Annotated in this window: 22 protein-coding genes and 1 pseudogene; 20 read left to right on the forward strand and 3 right to left on the reverse strand. The window is 38.5% G+C overall.

From position 1 onward, the window contains the following. The 12 genes and pseudogenes from ACP6PM_RS23665 to ACP6PM_RS23720 form a co-directional block, all read left to right on the forward strand. Window positions 1–286, forward strand: a pseudogene (locus ACP6PM_RS23665) (hypothetical protein); the annotation flags it as partial. 795 nt (window positions 287–1,081) lie between these two features. Beyond that, window positions 1,082–1,831, forward strand: coding sequence for a hypothetical protein (locus ACP6PM_RS23670; RefSeq protein ID WP_426588986.1), 750 nt, complete (start codon window positions 1,082–1,084; stop codon window positions 1,829–1,831). Between the two features lie 162 nt (window positions 1,832–1,993). After that, window positions 1,994–2,200, forward strand: a complete 207-nt coding sequence (locus tag ACP6PM_RS23675) for a DUF5674 family protein (protein WP_426588988.1) — start codon at window positions 1,994–1,996, stop codon at window positions 2,198–2,200. A 305-nt stretch (window positions 2,201–2,505) separates the two neighbouring features. Next, window positions 2,506–2,568, forward strand: coding sequence for a hypothetical protein (locus ACP6PM_RS23680; protein WP_426589054.1), 63 nt, complete (start codon window positions 2,506–2,508; stop codon window positions 2,566–2,568). 56 nt (window positions 2,569–2,624) lie between these two features. Continuing rightward, entirely contained in the window at window positions 2,625–2,978 is a 354-nt protein-coding gene (locus ACP6PM_RS23685) for a hypothetical protein (RefSeq protein ID WP_426588989.1), read from the forward strand. Between the two features lie 254 nt (window positions 2,979–3,232). Further along, window positions 3,233–3,439 carry a hypothetical protein gene (locus ACP6PM_RS23690; protein ID WP_426588991.1) on the forward strand — a complete coding sequence of 69 codons (207 nt, stop codon included), beginning with the start codon at window positions 3,233–3,235 and terminating at the stop codon, window positions 3,437–3,439. Next, the gene (locus ACP6PM_RS23695; protein ID WP_426588993.1) at window positions 3,432–3,899 is read left to right on the forward strand and encodes a hypothetical protein; all 468 of its coding nucleotides are present in this window, start codon (window positions 3,432–3,434) and stop codon (window positions 3,897–3,899) included. Before ACP6PM_RS23690 ends, ACP6PM_RS23695 begins: the two co-directional genes overlap by 8 nt. Window positions 3,900–4,183: 284 nt before the next feature. Next, window positions 4,184–4,444, forward strand: coding sequence for an HU family DNA-binding protein (locus tag ACP6PM_RS23700; RefSeq protein WP_426588995.1), 261 nt, complete (start codon window positions 4,184–4,186; stop codon window positions 4,442–4,444). Between the two features lie 298 nt (window positions 4,445–4,742). Then, window positions 4,743–4,934: a hypothetical protein gene (locus tag ACP6PM_RS23705; RefSeq protein WP_426588997.1), complete on the forward strand. Its 192-nt coding sequence runs from the start codon at window positions 4,743–4,745 to the stop codon at window positions 4,932–4,934. Next, complete coding sequence (locus tag ACP6PM_RS23710; RefSeq protein ID WP_426588999.1) at window positions 4,924–5,319, forward strand: hypothetical protein; 396 nt, start codon at window positions 4,924–4,926, stop codon at window positions 5,317–5,319. The genes ACP6PM_RS23705 and ACP6PM_RS23710 overlap by 11 nt, the downstream gene beginning before the upstream one ends. A gap of 43 nt (window positions 5,320–5,362) precedes the next feature. Then, window positions 5,363–5,650, forward strand: coding sequence for a hypothetical protein (locus ACP6PM_RS23715; protein ID WP_426589001.1), 288 nt, complete (start codon window positions 5,363–5,365; stop codon window positions 5,648–5,650). A gap of 452 nt (window positions 5,651–6,102) precedes the next feature. Beyond that, window positions 6,103–7,914 carry a VgrG-related protein gene (locus ACP6PM_RS23720; protein WP_426589003.1) on the forward strand — a complete coding sequence of 604 codons (1,812 nt, stop codon included), beginning with the start codon at window positions 6,103–6,105 and terminating at the stop codon, window positions 7,912–7,914. Between the two features lie 189 nt (window positions 7,915–8,103). On the opposite strand, the gene ACP6PM_RS23725 is transcribed toward ACP6PM_RS23720, so the two are convergent. The 3 genes from ACP6PM_RS23725 to ACP6PM_RS23735 form a co-directional block, all read right to left on the reverse strand. Further along, a complete protein-coding gene (locus tag ACP6PM_RS23725; RefSeq protein WP_426589005.1) occupies window positions 8,104–8,577 on the reverse strand; it encodes a PAAR domain-containing protein in 474 nt (157 codons plus the stop codon). Between the two features lie 372 nt (window positions 8,578–8,949). After that, on the reverse strand, window positions 8,950–11,058 hold the full coding sequence (locus ACP6PM_RS23730; protein WP_426589007.1) for an ATP-binding protein: 2,109 nt from the start codon (window positions 11,056–11,058) through the stop codon (window positions 8,950–8,952). 23 nt (window positions 11,059–11,081) lie between these two features. Then, window positions 11,082–12,329, reverse strand: coding sequence for a Pvc16 family protein (locus tag ACP6PM_RS23735; protein ID WP_426589009.1), 1,248 nt, complete (start codon window positions 12,327–12,329; stop codon window positions 11,082–11,084). A 344-nt stretch (window positions 12,330–12,673) separates the two neighbouring features. Between ACP6PM_RS23735 and ACP6PM_RS23740 the strand changes: the two genes are divergently transcribed. The 8 genes from ACP6PM_RS23740 to ACP6PM_RS23775 all read left to right on the forward strand — a co-directional run bounded on the left by ACP6PM_RS23740 (window position 12,674) and on the right by ACP6PM_RS23775 (window position 20,365). Further along, complete coding sequence (locus ACP6PM_RS23740) at window positions 12,674–13,903, forward strand: RNA-guided endonuclease InsQ/TnpB family protein (protein WP_426589011.1); 1,230 nt, start codon at window positions 12,674–12,676, stop codon at window positions 13,901–13,903. Between the two features lie 225 nt (window positions 13,904–14,128). Further along, window positions 14,129–15,844, forward strand: coding sequence for a phage tail sheath family protein (locus ACP6PM_RS23745; RefSeq protein ID WP_426589013.1), 1,716 nt, complete (start codon window positions 14,129–14,131; stop codon window positions 15,842–15,844). Window positions 15,845–15,913: 69 nt separating this feature from the next. After that, on the forward strand, window positions 15,914–16,372 hold the full coding sequence (locus tag ACP6PM_RS23750) for a phage tail protein (RefSeq protein ID WP_094677986.1): 459 nt from the start codon (window positions 15,914–15,916) through the stop codon (window positions 16,370–16,372). A gap of 1 nt (window position 16,373) precedes the next feature. Further along, window positions 16,374–16,895, forward strand: a complete 522-nt coding sequence (locus tag ACP6PM_RS23755) for a phage tail protein (RefSeq protein ID WP_426589015.1) — start codon at window positions 16,374–16,376, stop codon at window positions 16,893–16,895. A 6-nt stretch (window positions 16,896–16,901) separates the two neighbouring features. After that, a complete protein-coding gene (locus tag ACP6PM_RS23760) occupies window positions 16,902–17,222 on the forward strand; it encodes a hypothetical protein (protein WP_426589017.1) in 321 nt (106 codons plus the stop codon). Window positions 17,223–17,236: 14 nt separating this feature from the next. After that, window positions 17,237–17,620 (forward strand): phage tail assembly protein, encoded by a 384-nt coding sequence (locus ACP6PM_RS23765; RefSeq protein ID WP_426589019.1) that lies wholly within the window; start codon window positions 17,237–17,239, stop codon window positions 17,618–17,620. Next, window positions 17,617–17,775 (forward strand): DUF6760 family protein, encoded by a 159-nt coding sequence (locus ACP6PM_RS23770; protein ID WP_426589056.1) that lies wholly within the window; start codon window positions 17,617–17,619, stop codon window positions 17,773–17,775. The genes ACP6PM_RS23765 and ACP6PM_RS23770 overlap by 4 nt, the downstream gene beginning before the upstream one ends. A 688-nt stretch (window positions 17,776–18,463) precedes the next feature. Continuing rightward, a complete protein-coding gene (locus tag ACP6PM_RS23775; protein ID WP_426589020.1) occupies window positions 18,464–20,365 on the forward strand; it encodes a serine hydrolase in 1,902 nt (633 codons plus the stop codon). Window positions 20,366–20,388: the final 23 nt, after the last annotated feature.

Here is a 20,388-nt window from a genome sequence, read left to right on the forward strand (position 1 = left end):
CTGGTATTTCCCTTCATCAAACCCAGAGTGCGATCGCTCTCACCTGAATCCTTACGGTAAACTTATCAAAAAATCCGGGTATCAAAACTACATTTGTAGATTAACAGAGCTGAGGCGAAAAGATAAAAGACATAGTAATTTTTGGGTAGGTATGTATGGTGAATTGTGGGTCATGGCTTGGGAATATTTAGTTGAACTCGTCACAGATCTGATGAATTTTAATCCTCAGAAAAAGTCGAAGTATCAAAGAGGATTAAAAGCTCTGTCGATATTAAATAATAGTTAATTATTTATACTCAAACTCTTACCATTCATCTGATTATTAAAATTTTTTAATGGACTTACATAAATGTTCTGTTGGACATTAATTGAACAATAGTTCAATATGGGTTGGTGGTGTGGGTGAGCGAAGCTCACCCACACCACCACTGAGAATGATTATTATTATCATAAAACCTGTCAATTTTTCTCCCCTGCTTATGCCCTTTAAACCCTTATCCCACAATACTTTTGAGTTGCTTGTCACCCCGTGAGCAGCATAGTTTGAGTGTGAATCTTGCAGATTTTGTATCACCTTTTATTCGTTTACCATTTGCTCTAGTTTCAATTAGAAAAACTTACTTTTGTTTGATGTATGCCAAGTTTTTTTTGCTTTAACAATTGGCATAATTTTTATGAAGATTATCTGAAGTAAGTATTCCTTATTCCCTACAAATGTTATTCCTTTTTATTGACTAATAATGTTTACTTATAGAACAATAATTATTCCCATTAAAGAGTCAAATGCTAGAGGTATTGTCAAATCAAAAAACTACTCTATAATAGGTAACAACAATTAATAATTAACAATTAATAATTAATAATTGTTAGTTGCCGATCATCTAATAATTTAGCTACATATCAGAGTTTTTCTACACTTAAAGTTCATTAATCCTTACTGCAAAATTAATTCCCTTTCTTTGAAAGGCACTCTGGCAATAATGCAAGGATTATAAGGAACTGTAATTAATTTCGGCACTATACTTATAAATTATTAATTGTTAATTATTAATTATTAATTATTCACAGGAGATATTTAATTATGCTTTTTGCTGGACTTGAAGAGGCTATTAATTCGACTACTAATTCTACTAGAGACTCCCTAGAATCTCGGATTGAAGAGCTAGAACGTCAGTTAGTTCAACTCAGAAATGAACAGGCTGCTAATGAGGAACGGCATCAGAATCAGAAGACTTTAAAGGGTGCTTTGGAGTCTGGTTTGGTTCAGATTATTAAGGCTGTTAATGCTACTAAGATTGCTGGAGAGGAAGAACTCGAATTAGGTTTTTGGCAAGAGGTGGAAAAGATTCGTTCAGGGGATTATGATTCTATTGATTTGAAGGAGTTGCCAGATGCTGATGATTTATCGGATACTCCTTACCGTCCTGATGATTCTAATGGTGGTGATGATTCTGGTTTAATTGATGTGATTACTGTTGAAGTAGAGTCGGATAGTAATGGTTCTTCTAGTGGGAATAAATCTGATGGTAATGGGTCAAAAAAAGGAGGTAATTATCAGGATTCTGTTCCTACTAATGGAGATAAATTATCTGATGAATATAGTATAGTTAAATCAAATGGTGATGGTAATAATCATCAGTCTAAGCCTAAGTCTGTAGGGGCTTATTATCTGCCTATTGAAGAACGAAATATTCAACAATTGAAAGATTTATGTAATGGGTTTGGTTTTACGAAGGAACAGCTACGAGAGTATGGTTCGCTGAAGCAACGCGATACTTATCTTAAAGCTTTAAAGTCTGTGAAAAATTTGTTGGGGGGTCAGCTAGAATAAGAGATTGATGCATTGATGATAAAGCACTCTTTTCCTGGCCAGTTGAGAGTGCTATTATTTATTATTTAATACCTTTAAATAAGTAAAAAAATTACAATCACGATTTTTTTACAATTAAAGTAGTAATCTGATAAAATACCAAGAATTTATTCTGACAAAATAATGATTTACTTGCTTCGAGAACGTGCTACTAAACAACAAATTAATGAAATGTTAGCTACTCTCAATAGTTATATTAAACTGGCAGTAGATATAGAAAAAGGTGTTTTAGCTGGCGGTGGAGAACTACACGCGGATTGTGAAGCTGTACTATTAGAAAACGGAAGTAGACAAGTAGATATTTGGGGAGCTGATTGGTATCTCGAATAATTAATAATGAATAATTAATAATTAATAATTAAAGGATTCAGATTGAAAACCTCTTTTTATAATAAATAATGAATAATTGAGGAACATAAAGCTAGGGAAATAGTCTTTTATCAATTATTAATGCTCTGGTCTAGAATTATTAATTGTTTTCCGTTTGTCATGCTTTCGCATTTTGCAGTCGCTGACATAAAAGTGTTAATTTAACTATTCTGGAGAAGTAATTATTAATTATTAATTGTTTTCCTCCGGAATGCTACGCAAACGGCTGTCGCCGACATAAAAATTGTTAATTACTAAAACAAGAGGTGGGTTATGAATCTCTAATTAATATCCCTCCTCGTCAAAACAATCGATCAATGGAAATTTAAGACCCAGTTATTAGAACGCGGGTTGCTCAAATTGTAGAACAGTTATTAGGAAATTTATGAGAAATTGGAATACTTTAAAAGACAGATATTTGAGAGATGAAATTCCTATACGCTTGGGAAATCTCGCCTCGAATTTAGCACGAATTAAATCTCGTTGTCAGTCTACAGCTAATCAAGAACTGGTAGAAAATTTGCTCAAAGAAAGTGAATTTTTTATTGAATGGACTGCACCTGATACAGAGGTGGAAGTTGCTGCTGAACTTGTTGATTTACAGATAATATTGGCACGATGGCAGTATAATTGGGAAAGTATTTGGAATGATAGTGAACTCCGGAGTGAGGTGAGTCATAAAGCTAATTTTTGGTCAGAAAAGTTGCTGAATATGTCTGGTTTATTAACAGAAAATTAGTAAGCATTCAACTATTAGCAATTGATTTTGAACCATTATAGCTAAAATTAGCTGATGATGTCCGCTTTTACCTAGACTTTTAATTCTCGCTCAACCTTAATTCTAATTCCTCCTATAAATGAAATAAACTCCGAACGCTGAGAGCATTCAGCTGACGGCTGAATGCTTACGAAAATCAGATGTTTTGGTTCTATTTTTTTGAGGTTAATAACTTTAGTAATTGAGACTTGTGTTTGAGCAAGTTAAGATATATTGTGATGAAGCAAAAAGGTGCAAACAAAGCAATAGCTAACAAAATTAAAAAATGGCTTCAAGTAATAGTTGAACTTAATCATGGAGACTTCACTTTTGCTCTGCCCATTACTCGTTTAACAAGTATCAAAAGTTTGAGCAAAAATGAAACGGCAGCAGAACAGTTTGCTCTCTATATTTCTCATTCATGTTCAGCAGAAAATGAATGAGGCTGAATGTTCTGAAGAGTTTAGTATTGAAGAATGGTCAACTCACCTTAGTTTGATGTCTGATGCTATTGCTCAAATGGAGGGTTATTTAGCAGTTCCTACTTATGAAAAAAAACAAATTCTCTGGGAATTATTGAGAGAAATTGATAGTTTACAAGGTGATGATTATCGTAATGTTCATTGGACTACTGTGCATTTTGTTCGGAGTGGTTATTTACTGAAGTTAGATTATGCTTTGCGTTGTTTCATTGAACATAATTTTCCTTACTGGGTTTATAAATTGGCTAGAGAATATGTAGAATGTTATGAACCAAGCTATGGCAGTGGATTAATTCCTGATTCTGTTCCGATGTTACTTGAAGTGGCTGATTTTTGGTGTAATTATTATTTTGATTGTTCTTTAAGTGAGAAGTTTCCTCAAGAATTTGTTGAAATTAAACAAGGAGGTTATTTCAGTTAACAGTTATTAGTTAACAGTTATCAGTTATTAAGTAGGTAGGCACGAAAAAATTAACTATTTAACAAAAAGTAAAGTAGCTCTAAAAGTTCTTCCCTTCTGCCCTCGGCATAAGTGCCTTCATATAACAATAAATTTTAACGCCTACCTACTTAGTACATCCCACTAAAGCTGGAGGCTTGAAATACTGAATTGAATATTTTTTTAATCCCTTTAAAAGGGGAAGCTTTAGACCTCCGAATTTGGTAAAATGAATGGGTAAATCGGATGTTTAGCTATTCACTGATATGTCGATTAACAAAAAAGAATTAATTAAGCGTGTCTCTCAACAAGTTAATTATGATAGTCAAGTGGTGGAAGAAGTCATTAATGCTACTTTAGATGAAATTTATCAATGTCTTAAGGAAGGAGAAAGTGTAAGGTTGCGAGATTTTGGTAGTTTTTATATACAAGTCAAGAAGGGAAAAACAAGTGTTTTTAAATTTAATCCTTCTCAAAAATTACGGAAATTATTTGGTTGGTCATCAACTTATAAGGGGGAAAATTAAATTTAATCAATAATTATTTTATTTCTAGCAATTTCTATACTGGCAAGGTACAAAATTCTTTGATTTTGGGGACATAAGAATAGGAAATATCAATTAAAATAGGTGTACTTTATTAGTATGAAAAACTGTATATATATTGGTATAATGTTATTAGCAGAAGTTCAAATTCAAGAAGCAATTTAGAAAGCAAAAACTGCTGTCTTTAGTTTACCATATATCATATTTTTTTTTCTAAATTCAGGCATTGAGTTGACAAAATAAAATATAATAAATCAAACAACTTTAGGAAAAATTACTAATGTCTGAAAATGATAAAAATCAAGAAAATATTCACTCTGCTACCAATCCTGAAGAATGTGAAAAAATGCAGCAGAAATATGGATGGAAACTCAAAGATGTTAGAATAAATAAAAAACAAGAAATTATCAAAGTTGATTGTATATTTGACAGTGAGCAAACATCATTCGAGGATTCTAGATATGACGACTGAAACTTGGATTGTATATAAAACTGAAAACCGAAATGATTATGGTTGGGAAGAGCGGATGCTTATGCCTAGAGAAAGTTTGACTAATATTCTTTGGGAAAACTGGAGCAGCGAAGAAAAACCTACCATTCCTCAAATTGGCGATAAAACTACGTTTCGCTGTCGCGATCGCACGCGCAATTATAAATCGGAATCTGAAAAAGGTTTAACCACACATGGTAGTGATGGAGACTGGGTTGTAACAAGGGTAGAACAATTTATTAGTCCAGATACGGGTAAGCAAATATTTATATGCTATTGTAAGTATGACCCAATACAACCACAATGGAGTCTGGTAAATCGTGGGGCGAACGCATCCGAGTTATTGAAATCGGAAGTAGAGGTTTAAAATTCAACTAACATAGAAACGCTCATCAATAACTCAGTCAACTATGATTCTCTTAAATGAGTTATCCGAACATCTCCAGATCGAGGACCCGGAAGAACGTCATACCATTAGTCCGGTGAGTTGGTCGCAATATGAAACATTATTGTCAACTCTGGGCGATCGCTCTTCCTACCGTATCAGTTATTTAGATTATTTAGATGGAGTTTTAGAAATTGTGGCCCCTAGTCGTCGGCACAAAAGTGGAAAAACCCGAATTGGAACGTTGGCGCGAAATTTACTTTCTGGAAACCAACACAGAATACTTTCCCACAGGTTCCACAACTTTTCGTAAATCTGAACAGTCAGCGGGAGGCGAAGCAGACGAGAGCTATTGTATTGGCACAGATAAAGAATTCCCAGATTTGGCCATTGAAGTCGTTGTCACCTCTGGTGGAATTAAGCGGAAGACGCAAGGGAACGCCCACCAAGAAGGCTGCGGGACTCGCAGTGTCAGCGCCAGTCGCTCATGGGGGAGACCCCCAAGACCGCGCTGGCTTGTCTGTGGAGCGACTGTAAGACCTAAAGGGAATAAATCTCGGAAGGCGGGTACTATGTTAGCGTTAGCGTTAGCGAAGCTCCTCTGCAAGAGGCAGCTCCTCTGTAAGAGGCAGCAGAAAGCCCCTAACAGTGATGTTAAGGAATCCCGCGCTGTCTCCTAGAGCAGCGTCGGGAGGATGTCAAACACGACATATAGCGGTACTGCGTAAGTCCCGATCTTTTTGCAACAGAACCTTAATATTTGCCATGAAATCCGAAAATTATCCGTCCAAATCAGATAATTATGTTGCGCTTCCCCTGCTTTATATTGAAGGTCAATCACCTGCAAAGATGAAGTTTGTGATGGAAGATATTGTCCAAATTATTGTTGAAGAAAGTTTGCACTTGCCAGCAATGTTCACAATTGTTATTAGAAATGATTACTTTTCAGGAGATAAAGATGAAAGAGAGTGGAAACATCAAGATTTGTTAGAAATTGGTAAAACAGTAAAAATTGGCTTTAGCGCAAGTACAACAGAATCTGAAGAGTTTAGCGAAGAAAAAAAAGACTATTTAATAGAAGGAGAAATTACAGCTATTGAAACCCATTTCACGGAACAATCACAAGCACCTATTGTGATTCGGGGTTACGATATTTCACATCGTCTATATCGAGGACAATGGAATCGTTCATTTCAAGGAATGACAGATACCGATATTGTCAAGAAGATTCTAGCTGAGGTTTTAATTGAACCGGGTCAAATTGATGAAAGTGGAATTCCCCATGAGTATGTTTTTCAAAATCATCAAACCAATATGGAATTTATGCGAGAACGAGCAGCTCGCATTGGTTTTGAACTCTTTGTTCAAGATGGTAAATTGAATTTTCGTCGCCCAACAACAACTCAACTCATTCAACTAAAATGGCTGGAGGATATACATAGTTTTCGAGTCCGAGTTACCAGCGCAGAACAAGTGAAAGAAGTTAATGTTAGAGCTTGGGACTATAAACAAAAAAAGCCAATTGTTTCGACTCAAAATTCTGAAAAGGTGTTAACAGAAACTGGTAATGGGAAAGGAAGTGGGGCAATTTCTGGATTCAAAGGAAAACCAATAAAGCCAACTGTTCATGTTATCGATCAACCGATTTCTACCCCTAAAGAAGCGGATGCGATCGCCTCTGCTTTATTTGATGAATTAGGTGGACAGTTTGTTTATGCTGATGCTCAAGCAGAAGGAAATCCTGAAATTCGACCCGGACGAAATGTGAGATTAGAAGATTTAGGGAAACACAGTGGTTCGTACTATGTAACCGAGACTCGTCATACCTACTTTGAACGGGTTTATACCACTGAATTTAGTGTTAGAGGATTACGCGGTGGTAATTTATTAACAACCCTTTCTCCCCCTACTCGTCTACAACCGGGACAAACTTTTTTAGTTGGAATTGTCACTGACAACCAAGATCCAGAAGGCTTAGGACGAGTCAAAGTTTGGTTCCCTACTCTGACACCTCAAACAGGAGAAAATGCTCACGCTAGCCACTGGGCGAGAATGGTAGCAATTGGTGCAGGAAAAGATCGAGGGTTTGACTGTTTACCAGAAATTAATGATGAAGTATTAGTTGCATTTGAACATGGAAATATTCATCGCCCTTATATTTTAGGTGGGGTTTGGAACGGTCAAGATGCGCCTCCTACAACTGTTAATGAAAGTGTTCAAGATAGTAATGTCCGGGTGCGAACCTTTAAAACAAGAACAGGTCATCAAATTCAGTTTATTGAAGAAGATCGAGGAAACAGTAAAGCTGGGATTTATATTGAGACAACAGACGGACATCAGATTCGATTAAATGATAGTGAAAAGTTTGTGGAAATTCAAACAAATGGTGGTCACGAATTACGATTAGATGATAAAAATAACTATATTGAATTGAAAACGCCTAGTCATACGATCAAGATGGATAATACAGGAATTAGCCTGGACTCAGGAAGCAATATTGATATCAAAGGAGTCAATATTAATATTAAAGGGGATGGAATAATTACTGTTGAAGGAAAATTAATTAAGTTAAATTAAAAATATTATCGCAATCGCGCAACTCCAATTTAACTAAACCATCAGGACTTACGCATTAGGAACACAATTTCGACGTTTGAGATTGCTTCGCTGTCGCTCGCAATGACAGAAATACGTTGTTTTGCGTAAGTCCTGACCATATTGTTCTATCAACGATAGATCGTAGTCATTAATAATTTCACCCATGGTTTAACCACCAATTAAGACACTCGAACAACCCCCGGCAATACTGTTAACAGAAACTGTTTCTTGAATCATATCTCCCTGACGACAAGCAGGTAAACCATTAATCAGTACCGTATTGCTACCTGTAATCACAACACCGTTTCCATGAGGAGGTGGAACTGGGGGAACTAAGAGTATTTCGCAAAAGTTCTGATCGACGGCAGCCATAATTTTGAGTGCATTGGAAATACCTTCTTGCATCTTTTTTAGAGCCTTTGCAGCGCCAAGGCCATTATTAGTATTGATTGCTGTGGTAAACTGGGCAACAGATTTCATGATTTTTGCGCTCTCCTGTGCCAGTTGAGCAGCACCTGCGGGGCCTAAGCCACGCCAAGCTGGTTTACCACCAATAAGAACATTGGAACTACCCGGACTAGGCTTAAGGATAGAACCGTGGGCTGTCATGTCTCCCGCCCGTGCAGCAGGTTTACCAACCATTTGTTGTCCTCCAATTTATCGAGAGTTTGAGAGGATGTTTTAAAAATCAAATGTGCTTACCTTGCCCTCTAAATCTCCCAATCCAGAGGGTCTTTTATCTGGCCAAAAATTGGAAGGTTAAGGGGGGCAGTTGAAATAGCAATCAAAACTTTTTAGACAACCTCTGAAGTATTGTAATCTTATTCTATAATAAAATGTTGAAAGAGAATTCCCGTTATAATCCTTGATTTAACGGTGTATAAAATCCGCATAATTACTATAGCCAAGTCATTGCGACTGGAACGGAGTGGAAGGAAGCAATCTCCGTGCATCCCTGAGATTGCTTCCTTCCGTCGCAATGACAACTGTTCAACCGGATTCTATATGAGAGTGTCAAACCCATCCCTTAACTTCTGTGTCAGTTAGAGGGCGTTCAAGTTTTGCATACTCACTTTCTGTGGCTTGCAAAAGATGTGCCATTGTTACAGGTTCTCCCAAATCTGCTGCTAAGAATGCTGCATTTAAAGCAATATTACGAATATTTCCCCCAGGAAGATTTAACTTTGCAAGTTTCCTGAAATCTAAACCTGCTGTGGGTGTTTCTTTGGGAAAAATTCGTCGCCAAATTTCTGTACGCTGAGTTACATCAGGTAACGGAAACTTCACCACAAATCTAATTCGTCGCATAAAAGCATTATCAATTGCTTCCTTTAAATTTGTGGTTAAAATTGCCAGTCCGCGATAAGCTTCCATGCGTTGCAGAAGATAGCTAACTTCTAAATTAGCATAGCGATCGCGACTATCTTTAACGTCACTCCGCTTCCCAAATAAAGCATCTGCCTCATCAAAGAGTAAAATCGCGCCTCCCGTTTCTGCCTTATCAAAAACCTGTCTCAAATTCTTTTCAGTTTCTCCAATATATTTACTGACAACAGAACTCAAATCTATTCGATATAAATCTAGACGCAATTCTCTAGCTATTACTTCTGCAGCCATTGTTTTCCCAGTTCCACTCGCTCCAGCAAATAACGCAGTAATTCCTAACCCTCGTTTCCCTTTTTGCACAAATCCCCAATGTTCATAAACTGTTATGCGTTGTTTTACATGGGTCGCAATATTTTGTAAGGTTTGTTTTTGGAGTTCAGGAAGCACCAAATCATCCCAACTAGCTACTGCTTGAATAGGTTGAGCAAGTTCATCCATTTGAGGTTGAGCGTGATCACGACAAATGTGCCAAATTTTCTGAGTAATTAGTTTATTTTGATCGGCAGATTCTAATGATAAATCAGAAGATATTAATGGGGAAATTTGTTGACTTATAGAATGAATTTCTGTTGCACTGAAATTAAACTGAGCCACCAGTCGATCAACAAAACCATCCAGATTAATTTTCTGTTCTCTGAAGGTTTGATGCCAAGTATGTCGTTGTTCTAAAGTGGTAGGTTTATTAACTTCAAACGTTATTACTTGACGATGTTGTTGAGGTTTTCTATCTTGACGACTAACAATTAAAGGACTATCAATTTCTTCAATAAAATAGGTAATGGCATTTTCTTGACTAATATCTATTGAAGTTACTTGATTAACTTCTAAAAATAGAGTTGCTTGACTTAATCTTGCCTCCCTTCGCCAGAGTTTAATTAGTTGATAGAGTTCATTCAAATTAGTGGGAATAACCTGTGATGAAATTTTGTATAGCTTGAGTTCTAACTGATAACAAACTGTAGCAGCTATCGCTATTTTGGCGCTTGTTTCATTACCATACAGTTGAATTATTGGTAAGTGTAATCCCTGCTTTATATGTATATCTAAATCATCTCCTTCCTTCTCAAATTTACTTAATTCTGGATAATTTCGAGTTACTTTTTTCCTAAAAAGTGAGGAGACAGAATCCAGGTTTTGCGACTTGAATAGATTATCTGTAGGGTTCAAGCTATAATTCCAAACAGAAATAATTTGGTTAACAATTTCCTGATGAGAATTAACTAAAGTTCCATTAGTTACGACAGGTTTAATAATGCTAATTAGTCGTTCATCTAACTGATTTGTTCCGACTAGAAAATGAAAAATTCGTTCATCAATTTTTAAAGGACTAAGGGTTAAGGATAACCCAGGTTCTACTTGTATTAATTTCCAGTATCGTAGCGGAGATTCTGGGGCGAATGCACCTGTATCAACTCTTTCAAAAATACTTTGAGCTAGACTAAAAGTGGGAAAATTATATTGGGGATTAACCTGAGCACCTGCACATTCAGAAGGCCAAAGAGGATCGAGTTCCATACCAACACAAAGTAATATAATTTCTCGCTCAAACTGAGATAGATTAAATCTATGACAAAGATAATTAAGAGTTGAGCATTCAGATAAGTGAGTTGAATTAGATTGTGATTTATCCGTTGTATTTAATTGTATGTTAGATTTACCTTGTAATTGATTAGCTCGTTCTTGTAGTTTTTGGCGAATTGGTTCTAACTGTGCCAATAAAGTTGAGTAGATATCCATAGAATTTTCAAAAGGAATAGAAGTCATGGAATGTGAATTAACGGCCCTGAATATCGGTTATTCTCAACAGTTAAAAAACTTTCTGCACCGTCAATTTGAACTCGAACTAGGTAATCGCCATTTTTTATTTTGGGGAGTGAAAACTGAATAGAATGAGAAGCTTGACGACGTTTTTTTCCAGGCAAAATCAAAGACTCTAAATTTTCACTTGACAGACTATTTAAAAGCAAAAATAATCGTTGAGTAGGTTCAACTATCAAGTCTACATAAATGGTTAATTTGCCTGAATAAAAATCGTCTCCCAAATTTTCTAAATCTTCTAAATCACCAATTTTTATCTCTGGACAAAGAATAAAAGGTAAGGCGTTAGATTCAATAACACGTTGAGGTTCTGACGTAGAATCAATTGATTTTAAATGAACAATTTGTAGCCCTTGTACTCCAGCTTTAAGCGGCTCCCGTTCTTGAGATGAAAGTGTGGAAAAATCTAGTTTTACTTCCGTATCACTAACAACTTGAGGAGTAACTCTAGCTTTTCCAATTTGTACTCTGACATTTTCATTTAAAAGTTGTTTCCCTTGAATAGTTAAAGTCTTCGTAATTATAATAGATTGCTTATTGCCGTCTGAACTTTCAAATTTGTCAATTGAGGGACGATTAAGCACCGTAGAAAATTTACGAGAACGCACTGGTAAAGATGCTTTACCCATTTTTTCCCCTTCTATTAAAACCGCAGTAGCTTTGAAGGCAAAAGAAAGAATATAAGGAATTTGAAAAAAAATAGACCAGATGCGGGAAAGCTCTTCTGAATTCATTTGAATTGGAACAAATTGTACCATTTGTACCTGTTCATCTAAAGTTGAGTCTGCTAAAAATCGGAAGGATGAACTTTCTGTAACACTGCGAATCATTTCAGGCGTTAATATAGGCTGATCGACAACAGTTTGGATGGCACTTCCTAATAAACGCTGCGGTTCTAATTCCTGTTCATTACCATAAAAACTTAATAAATAAAATAAATCAAGTCCCGCTTGAGCGTGTTTAATTAAATTTTCTTTGGGACGACGGGTGCGTAGATCTGTATTACGCCAGGCTGGACTAGGGCTAGCTTGATAAAGAAATATATTAACCCCTACATCAGGCATTCCACTCCCTGAGTTATCTGGTCGCAAGGTTGTAACTTGAGCACCTGGAACATCATCCACGACTCCCGTCTGTAACATTCGTTGCAGAACTGCGGTAACAGTGGCAATAGCAAGATGGTTGCTCATAAATTATAGGGAGTATTTAAGAAGTTTGTATCCAATTTCTGTATCCAATTTTGTAAACAATCAAGATTTAATCTCTTGACAACCTTTAATATTAAGATTTTTTACAAAGTTTGCTGCAATTAAGTTTTACTTTAAAATAAACTTAAGATACTAATTTTTTGAAAAAAATTTTAGCTGAATTGCCAAGAAGCGTCACGCCATAATCTTTGATTTGGTGTGAGATGAATCGCCGGCAAATTAAATAGGTTCGATGCCCATTCAATTCGCCAATATCCCAGCAGAAGCTTTCGCCTTGATTGAAAAACTTGTATGATTATCTTGCAATACCCCGGAAATTTTTCACCATGCGTACTGCCTACCAATATAAATTAAAGCCCAATAAGGAACAAATAGCCACAATAGAAATGTGGTTAAAATTGTTGCGTCGGCAGTACAACTATCGGTTGGGTGAAAGGTTCTCATGGTGGTCAGAAAACCGTTGTCCAGTTAACGCTTGCCCGTTGGTGATGCCAATTCCTCAACTAAGAGATAATCCAAATTATTACTCTCAAAAACGAGATTTGGTCAATACCAAAGACAAGTTTCCTGAGTACAAACTAATTCATTCTCAGGTGTTACAAGATTGCATAAAACGGGTAAAACTTGCCTTTGATAGATGGTTTAAAGCAGACAAAAATGGACATAAATTAGGAAAACCAAGGTTTAAGGGAAAAGGACGTTATCATAGTTTTACTTATCCTCAAATCAAACAAAACTGCATAGAAGAAAATCAAATTAATTTGCCCAAAATTGGAAAGGTAAAGCTAATTCAGCATCGTCCAATACCAGAAGGGTTGACAATTAAAACTGTGACGATTAGTCGTAAAGCTGATGGTTATTATGTAACCTTATCCCTAGAAGACAAATCAGTTCCAGCTTCGAGTTGTGAAGTTGAACCTACATTAAAAAATACTCTGGGAATCGATATGGGACTAAAGGAATTTTTAGTAACAAGTGAAGGAGAGTATGTGCCTATTCCTCAATACTATCTAAAATCTCAGAAGCGATTAAAAACTCTACAAAAACGTTTATCTCGAAAGAAAAAAGGAAGTAAAAGATGGCTCAAGGCTGTCAAAGCTGTTGCCAAACAACATAAAAAAATAGCTGATCGACGTAAAGATTTTCATTTTAAAACAGCCAATGAATTGTTATCAAAAGCGGATATTATTGCCCACGAAAACTTAAACATTAAAGGGCTAGCAAAGACTCGTTTGAGTAAATCAATTAACGATGCTGGATGGGGTCAATTCCTGTCTATTTTAACTATCAAAGCCGAAAATGCTGGACAGAAGACTATAGCAGTAAACCCCAAAAATACCAGCCAAGATTGCTCAAATTGTGGTGAAAAAGTCAAGAAAGAATTAAGCATACGAACCCATTCTTGTCCGCACTGCGGCATAGTAATAGACCGCGATGTAAACGCGGCGATAAATATAAAAAATAGGGCGGCAGGGCATTCCGTTCTTAAAGCTCGTGGAGCCCGATGCAATGGCAGGGCTGCGAAACGAGAAGCCTACACTATAGCGCCAGCTTAGTGTGGGAGTATGTCACACGATATTAAATCAAGTTATAGCAATTTTCAATTGCTTTAGGTGGAGGTTAGAATTTTGAGTCGAATAAGCTAAACTGTTCGACATTTAACATTAGAATTGTGAATTTTCCATCTTCTGCTCTTCCTTTGCTGTTTTGGGTATTCCAATCTGAATGCTAGACAGCTTAGTTCAAAAATAATGTCAGATTAGATAAGGACAATATTAGATATGGCTCGCCTAGACTACTCTGCGCCTGGTGTATATGTTGAAGAAATTGAGCGTGGCAGTCGCCCCATTCAAGGGGTCAGCCTGAGCGTTGCTGGATTTGTAGGGTTTACAGAAGATATACGGGGGGATGCACAACTATTTGAACCGCAACTAATTACCGACTGGAGTCAGTATTTAGAGTGTTTTGGTAAGCCTGGTTCAGATGGATTTACTGACTTTGGAGCTTATCTACCATTTGCTGTTAGGGGATGGTTTGAAAATGGTGGGGGTCGTTGCTGGGTGGTGAGTCTTGGCACTCAGTTGCCTTTACCTGCTAGTAAAAAAACTGCAACAGAGGAAAGGCCAGCTCTAACTGAAGTAAAAACAGTAAGTCAGAAGCCGTCATTATCCTTTAGTATTAAGCCCGATGAACAGGAAAATGGCCGGATTAATGTTCTTGTGCAACCTGATGAGCCGTTACCAAACGATGACCCAGATGAGGAACCCTTCGACACCGGAGAATACTTCAAGCTGACCCTGATACAGGGTGACAATATATTAAAGGAAGTGAGAACCGTTGAGGGACAAGAACAGGAAGTTGATGCGGTTTATCGTCATCTCTCCATGAGTACCGAACCAGAAGCAGGAGTTTTTGTAGAAACGGCTTTACAAGAATCACAATATATCAATGTTGAAGTGCTTTCTTCTGAAGGTATGGCCTTGTCTCGCCGCCCTGCTAATGGTTCCTACGAAGTTAGTCCTCCTCCAGAGGTTTATCCTGTTGACCAGCTTTACCGCAAGACCTATGGGGCGCGTAAAGGTAAAACCGGAATTCAAGGCTTGTATGAAATTGATGAAGTGGCAATGGTAGCCTGCCCAGACATGATGTTAGCCTATCAACGGGGAATGCTTAACCTAGAACAAGTTCACGGTATCATGGAAATGATGCTCATAGGCTGTGAAAATGCGGCTCCTAGTCCACCCTATCGTATGGCGGTGTTAGATGCTCCTCCAGTTAAGGTCAGACGGGGAGACGATCCTGTTTTACCAGAACAGAATAAGCCCCAGGATGTGAAAGATTGGTTAGATCAATTTGGCCGTCGTTCTCAATTTGCTGCTCTCTATTATCCTTGGATTCGGGTTCCTAATCCTAGAGATAATGGAAAAGGCATTTATGTCCCACCCTCTGGTCACATGATGGGGATTTGGTGTCAAACGGATGAAAGTCGTGGGGTTTATAAAGCACCCGCCAACGTAGTCCCCAAAGGCGTAATTGATATGGCCTACGACACCAATTTCCGGGAACAGGAAATGTTGAACCCCTTGGGAATTAACTGTATTCGTCGTTTCCCTAACCGTGGGATTCGGGTATGGGGGGCACGGACATTGGTAGAACCCGATAATATTCTCTGGCGCTACATCAGTGTAAGACGACTGATGAGCTATATTGAGAAGTCAATTGAATTGGGAACCCAATGGGTCGTTTTTGAACCCAACGATGAAGACTTGTGGGCGCGAGTCCGGCGTACTGTCAGCAACTTCCTAGAACGCATTTGGCGAGAAGGGGCCTTATTTGGTGGTTCACCGGAAGAGGCATTTTACGTCAAGTGTGATGGCGAACTGAACTCAGAAGATACCATGCGTATGGGTATGCTTTATATTGAGGTGGGTGTAAGACCAGTGCGTCCAGCAGAGTTTGTGGTGATTCGCATTAGTCAATGGGCACCGAACCAATAAAATACAGGTTGCTAATTAGTTATCAAAAGATTCAATCATTTTTTCTACGTTAAAAGGAGTTGAAGCATTATGGGTGAATTGCTGACTGCCTGTAAGTTTTACTTTGAAGCTGATGGCATTACAGAAAAACAAATTCTAGAGGTTGCAGGTTTGTCGGTTGAGTCTCCTGTCGCTGGAGATGGGGGTGTATTGGGTTCTACCAAACAAGGTAAAAAAACCCGTCAAGCTACACCGACTAACGAAAAATTTAGCAATGTCACAGTGAAGTTAGTGGCAACCACTGATAAAGACCTCTATACCTGGTACAAAGACTGCAACACAAATGATGGAGGAACTTCATCCTGGGATAGCAATCGAAAAGCAGCTTCTGTTAGTGCTTATGACCAAGGGGGAAATATTCAAGCCCGCTGGGAAATTGTCAATGCCTATCCCTGCAAATATGAAGGTCCCAGTTTTTCTGCTGGAGATACGAACATGGCAAATGAAAGCTTGGAAATAGTTCACGAGGGAGTCAAGCGAGTTCAGTAGAATGCCGAAAAACAACACTCAAGGATTAAACGGGGCTGTGGGTAAACTTCCGGAAATGCTAACAGCTTCCCGTTTTTATTTAGAACTCAAATTAGATGACAGTGAAGAACCTGTAGATGGAATATTTCTGGAATGTAAAGGATTTAAACGTTCTCAGGAAGTTGTTGAATTTTGTGAGGTTACGCCCCAACAATGGGGTAGTAAGCCTGCTAAAGTGGGCCGAATTGTTCGGACAAAAATTCCCGGTCATGCCAAGACGGAGAACATTGTTTTACGACGAGGTATGACTAATTCACTAACCCTTTGGAAGTGGTTTAATGCTGTGGAAGAGGGGAACTGGGGCCAACAATTGCGGGATGGTTCTCTCGTCATCTACGATCAAGCAGGTAATGAACAAGCTCGGTTTGAATTTAGAGGTGCATGGCCAACTCGTTATAGTGCAATGGATGTCAGTGCAAATAGTAGCGAGATTGAAATTGAAGAACTAGAATTAGCGGTTGAAATCTTGAGGCGAACCCAATAATTTCTGATGTGGCAAACCGAGTTTGAATTTACTTTACCGAAGGGATATTTAGATTCTGATGGCAATGTTCATCGGATTGGAATCATGCGTTTAGCAAAAGCAATTGATGAAATTGTACCTCTGCGCGATCCCCGTGTGAAGTTAAACCCTGCTTATGCAACAGTGATAATTTTATCAAGGGTTGTGACTCGTCTTGGTGCATTAGATGAGATTAATCCTGTGATTATTGAAAATTTATATGCTTGTGATTTAGACTATTTAATTAATTTTTATCGTAATATTAACGATTTAGAAGAAAATAATTTAAGTGCTGAAAAAGAAGATTGACACTCTGCAATTTTATGATAACTTCTTCAAACATACCCCCAACAGAATTTAACTTTACACTCCCAAAAGGATTAATTGATGAGGAAGGAAATATTCATCGTCAAGGCATAATGCGGTTAGCCACGGCCAAAGATGAAATGGTTGTTCAGAAAAATACTCGCGCTCAAACTGAACCTATATATAGTGTTTTAGTCCGCTTGTCGAGAGTGATTACTCTGTTAGGGACTTTATCCTCCTTAACACCAGAAATATTAGAAAATTTATTTACAGTGGATCTGGCTTATTTGCGGGAGTTTTATAATCGGATTAATCAACAAAATCACGCTTATTTTGGAGTTCAATGTCCTCAATGTAATCATGATTTTAGAGTTGATTTAGCACTATCGGGGGAGTCATAAGCTACCCCTCAGAACAACTCCGTGAGGAGGTAGCTTATATTGCTTTTCATTTTCATTGGTCTTTAGAAAATATTTTGAATTTAGAACATTCCAGTCGTCGAGAGTGGGTTAGAGAAATTAAAAGAATTAGTAAAACTAGAGAAACTCAAATTTAGTACCAACTTGTGCTTATTAGCCCAGATTAAAAAAGATGCACAAATCTTGAAAATGATTATTTTACATAACTAAAGGCTTTGATATGAGTCAAATTAAGGCTCTAGAAAAACCCTTAAATTTCGGTTTCTGGGCTAATAATTGAAGCTGACTCCCTGTTTGAAAAGATTTGTCATACAGGACTTACTCAGTACCACTATAATATAGCGTAAATTTTGTCATTATTTTAAGATGGAGCCACTATAATTAGTGCCGTTACGTAAGCACTGTTCATCTTATCATTCCCACACTTTCGCAAAGGCACTACCCAATATTCCAATGCTGCAATTCTTGTCTAGCAATATTTTGAACTATATCTATACCTTTTGAGAAAAATATTTTTGACAAACTTGGGAATATTTTCTGCGGAGCAACCGTTAATAGTAATAAGAGAGTTGAAGCATGAAGCACTTAAATGCCTAAATGTAGCGGCCAGCAATAATAAAGCCCCGGTGAATTGCTGGGGGAATTTTTTGAGTTAAAAATCTCAATGATTGCGAGTCGCTATAGTTAATTTCTGTAAAATCCGTTATCAAACGAAGTTATCCCGTAGGGAAAGCTATTTGCTTCATGTCAAGACCTGGAAGGCTAGATATATCTACTTTTCAGTAGCTTTGACTAGCCAACGAGTCGCACTAAAGTATAATCACCATGAAACGCACTATAAAAACAACTTGGCAATCAGCAACTAGACTGCTGGCGATCGCCACTCTCACGATACTATTGGCACTGGGACTGACATTATTCACATCAGGCAAGCCTGCGTTTGCTGCCCCAGTGGATGATCTCAATAACGTTGACTGGGCATCAATTCGAGGCTATACCAGTCAGCAGTTTAACAACTATTTCGATCAGAAAAAAGCCGAAGGCTACCGTGTGATTGACATTGAAGTAGACGAGATTAATGGTCAACCTCGTTATTCAGCAATTTTTCAATTCAACCCCGACAAACGTGGCTGGGCAAGCTTGCGGAATCTGAATCACCAGCAATTTTCCCAAGAATGGCAGAATTACGAAGCCAAAAGCTATCGTCTAATCGACCAGGAAGCTTACATGCTCAACGGTCAACGACGTTATGCTGGTGTTTGGGTTGAAAACAAAGAGAATGTTGGTTGGGTTTCCTATCGCAATGTCGATAGCGCTGAATTTTCCAACCGGTTCAAGACTTACACAGAGCAGGGTTACCGCATGGTGGATATCGAGGCGTATCCCAGTGAGGCTAAGACTTTGTATGCTGCCATCTGGGTTAAAGATGAACAGCTTCTACCGTGGGCAGTACATCGGGACATGACCCAGGCACAATACAAGTCGAAATTTGACTCGTTTAAGAATCAGGGCTACCGGGTAATGGATCTTGAGTCTTATCAACAAAATGGTCAGCAACGGTATGCTGCCATTTGGGTGAAAAACACCAATGGCAGAGGTTGGGCTGCCCGTCGGGACATGACAGCCAATGTATTTGGCAACTGGTGGAAAACCTATAAGGACGAAGGATATCGACTGGTTGACTTTGAAGCCTACCCAACGGCTCAGGGTACTCGCTACGCAGGTGTCTGGCGGCAGAACGGCGATCGCCTCAGTTGGTCTGGCAAAAAAGCGGTGGATAATGCGATCGAGGTATACAAAGATGCAAATAAGTTGCCTGGAATTAGTGTAGTGATTGCCCGCAATGGCAAGATCCTTTATTCCCGTGGGTTTGGCTTTGCCGATATTGAGAAGCAGAAGGTTGCCCACGCCGGTACGGTCTACCGACTGGCATCGGTTAGCAAACCGATTACTTCATTGTTGACGATGCGTTTGGTGGATCTGGAGAAAATTTCCCTTGATGAAGCTACTCGCACCTATGTCCCCAGCCTGCCAAATCATCATACCCATGAGGTCGATCAACTGATGCGCCACCGTTCGGGCATTCGGCACTACAAGGGTACCGATGGAGATAGTTGTGACGTTACAATTCCAAATAATCCGGCTTGGAAAGACTCTAGCGACACCCAATATCCAACTGCCACACAGGCGGCTAGTCTATTTGAGGATGATCCGCTGATGTTTTCACCGGGTTCTAAGTTTTGCTACAGCACCCATGCGTACACCGTGCTAGGGGCTGCTCTTGAAGGTGCTGCAAAAATGTCATTTCCAGCGTTGGTCAACCGCGAACTGACCCAACGGTTGAATTTGCCGACGCTACGACCGGAATTCCGCAATCAATCTAACCCTGAGCGCGCTAACATATACAAACTCTCCAATGGCAAGAATGTGCTGTCCTCTCGCGACAACCTGAGTTGGAAATATCCCGGCGGTGGACTTGAGTCCTCTGCGATGGATCTGGCTCGTCTTGGGATGAAGGTCTTTGATGGATCGGTAATCTCAGCCCAGTCACTTAATACTATCTGGCCGGAAAGTACATTCTTCCATGGTGGTGCTCAGAATGGCGCGAAGTCTTACTGGCAAATCGATTTCAATGACAAGACCGTGATTGCTGTCCTCTCCAATCAAAACAGGGGAAAACCTAAATACCTAACCGATACCCTCCGTAGCATTGTGAATAATAACTAGGAAACCTGATAGTTTCGGTTGTG

Origin of the sequence: Dapis brunnea BLCC-M229, assembly GCF_050015995.1 — a bacterium.
In the GTDB taxonomy this organism is placed as follows: domain Bacteria; phylum Cyanobacteriota; class Cyanobacteriia; order Cyanobacteriales; family Microcoleaceae; genus Trichodesmium.

Coding starts and splice junctions, on each gene's coding strand:
- ACP6PM_RS23670 (WP_426588986.1), top strand. CDS start 1,082: ATGCTTTTTGCTGGACTTGAAGAGGCTATTAATTCGACTACTAATTCT.
- ACP6PM_RS23675 (WP_426588988.1), top strand. CDS start 1,994: ATGATTTACTTGCTTCGAGAACGTGCTACTAAACAACAAATTAATGAA.
- ACP6PM_RS23685 (WP_426588989.1), top strand. CDS start 2,625: ATGAGAAATTGGAATACTTTAAAAGACAGATATTTGAGAGATGAAATT.
- ACP6PM_RS23695 (WP_426588993.1), top strand. CDS start 3,432: ATGAATGAGGCTGAATGTTCTGAAGAGTTTAGTATTGAAGAATGGTCA.
- ACP6PM_RS23700 (WP_426588995.1), top strand. CDS start 4,184: ATGTCGATTAACAAAAAAGAATTAATTAAGCGTGTCTCTCAACAAGTT.
- ACP6PM_RS23705 (WP_426588997.1), top strand. CDS start 4,743: ATGTCTGAAAATGATAAAAATCAAGAAAATATTCACTCTGCTACCAAT.
- ACP6PM_RS23710 (WP_426588999.1), top strand. CDS start 4,924: ATGACGACTGAAACTTGGATTGTATATAAAACTGAAAACCGAAATGAT.
- ACP6PM_RS23715 (WP_426589001.1), top strand. CDS start 5,363: ATGATTCTCTTAAATGAGTTATCCGAACATCTCCAGATCGAGGACCCG.
- ACP6PM_RS23720 (WP_426589003.1), top strand. CDS start 6,103: ATGAAATCCGAAAATTATCCGTCCAAATCAGATAATTATGTTGCGCTT.
- ACP6PM_RS23725 (WP_426589005.1), bottom strand. CDS start 8,577: ATGGTTGGTAAACCTGCTGCACGGGCGGGAGACATGACAGCCCACGGT.
- ACP6PM_RS23730 (WP_426589007.1), bottom strand. CDS start 11,058: ATGGATATCTACTCAACTTTATTGGCACAGTTAGAACCAATTCGCCAA.
- ACP6PM_RS23735 (WP_426589009.1), bottom strand. CDS start 12,329: ATGAGCAACCATCTTGCTATTGCCACTGTTACCGCAGTTCTGCAACGA.
- ACP6PM_RS23740 (WP_426589011.1), top strand. CDS start 12,674: ATGCGTACTGCCTACCAATATAAATTAAAGCCCAATAAGGAACAAATA.
- ACP6PM_RS23745 (WP_426589013.1), top strand. CDS start 14,129: ATGGCTCGCCTAGACTACTCTGCGCCTGGTGTATATGTTGAAGAAATT.
- ACP6PM_RS23750 (WP_094677986.1), top strand. CDS start 15,914: ATGGGTGAATTGCTGACTGCCTGTAAGTTTTACTTTGAAGCTGATGGC.
- ACP6PM_RS23755 (WP_426589015.1), top strand. CDS start 16,374: ATGCCGAAAAACAACACTCAAGGATTAAACGGGGCTGTGGGTAAACTT.
- ACP6PM_RS23760 (WP_426589017.1), top strand. CDS start 16,902: ATGTGGCAAACCGAGTTTGAATTTACTTTACCGAAGGGATATTTAGAT.
- ACP6PM_RS23765 (WP_426589019.1), top strand. CDS start 17,237: ATGATAACTTCTTCAAACATACCCCCAACAGAATTTAACTTTACACTC.
- ACP6PM_RS23775 (WP_426589020.1), top strand. CDS start 18,464: ATGAAACGCACTATAAAAACAACTTGGCAATCAGCAACTAGACTGCTG.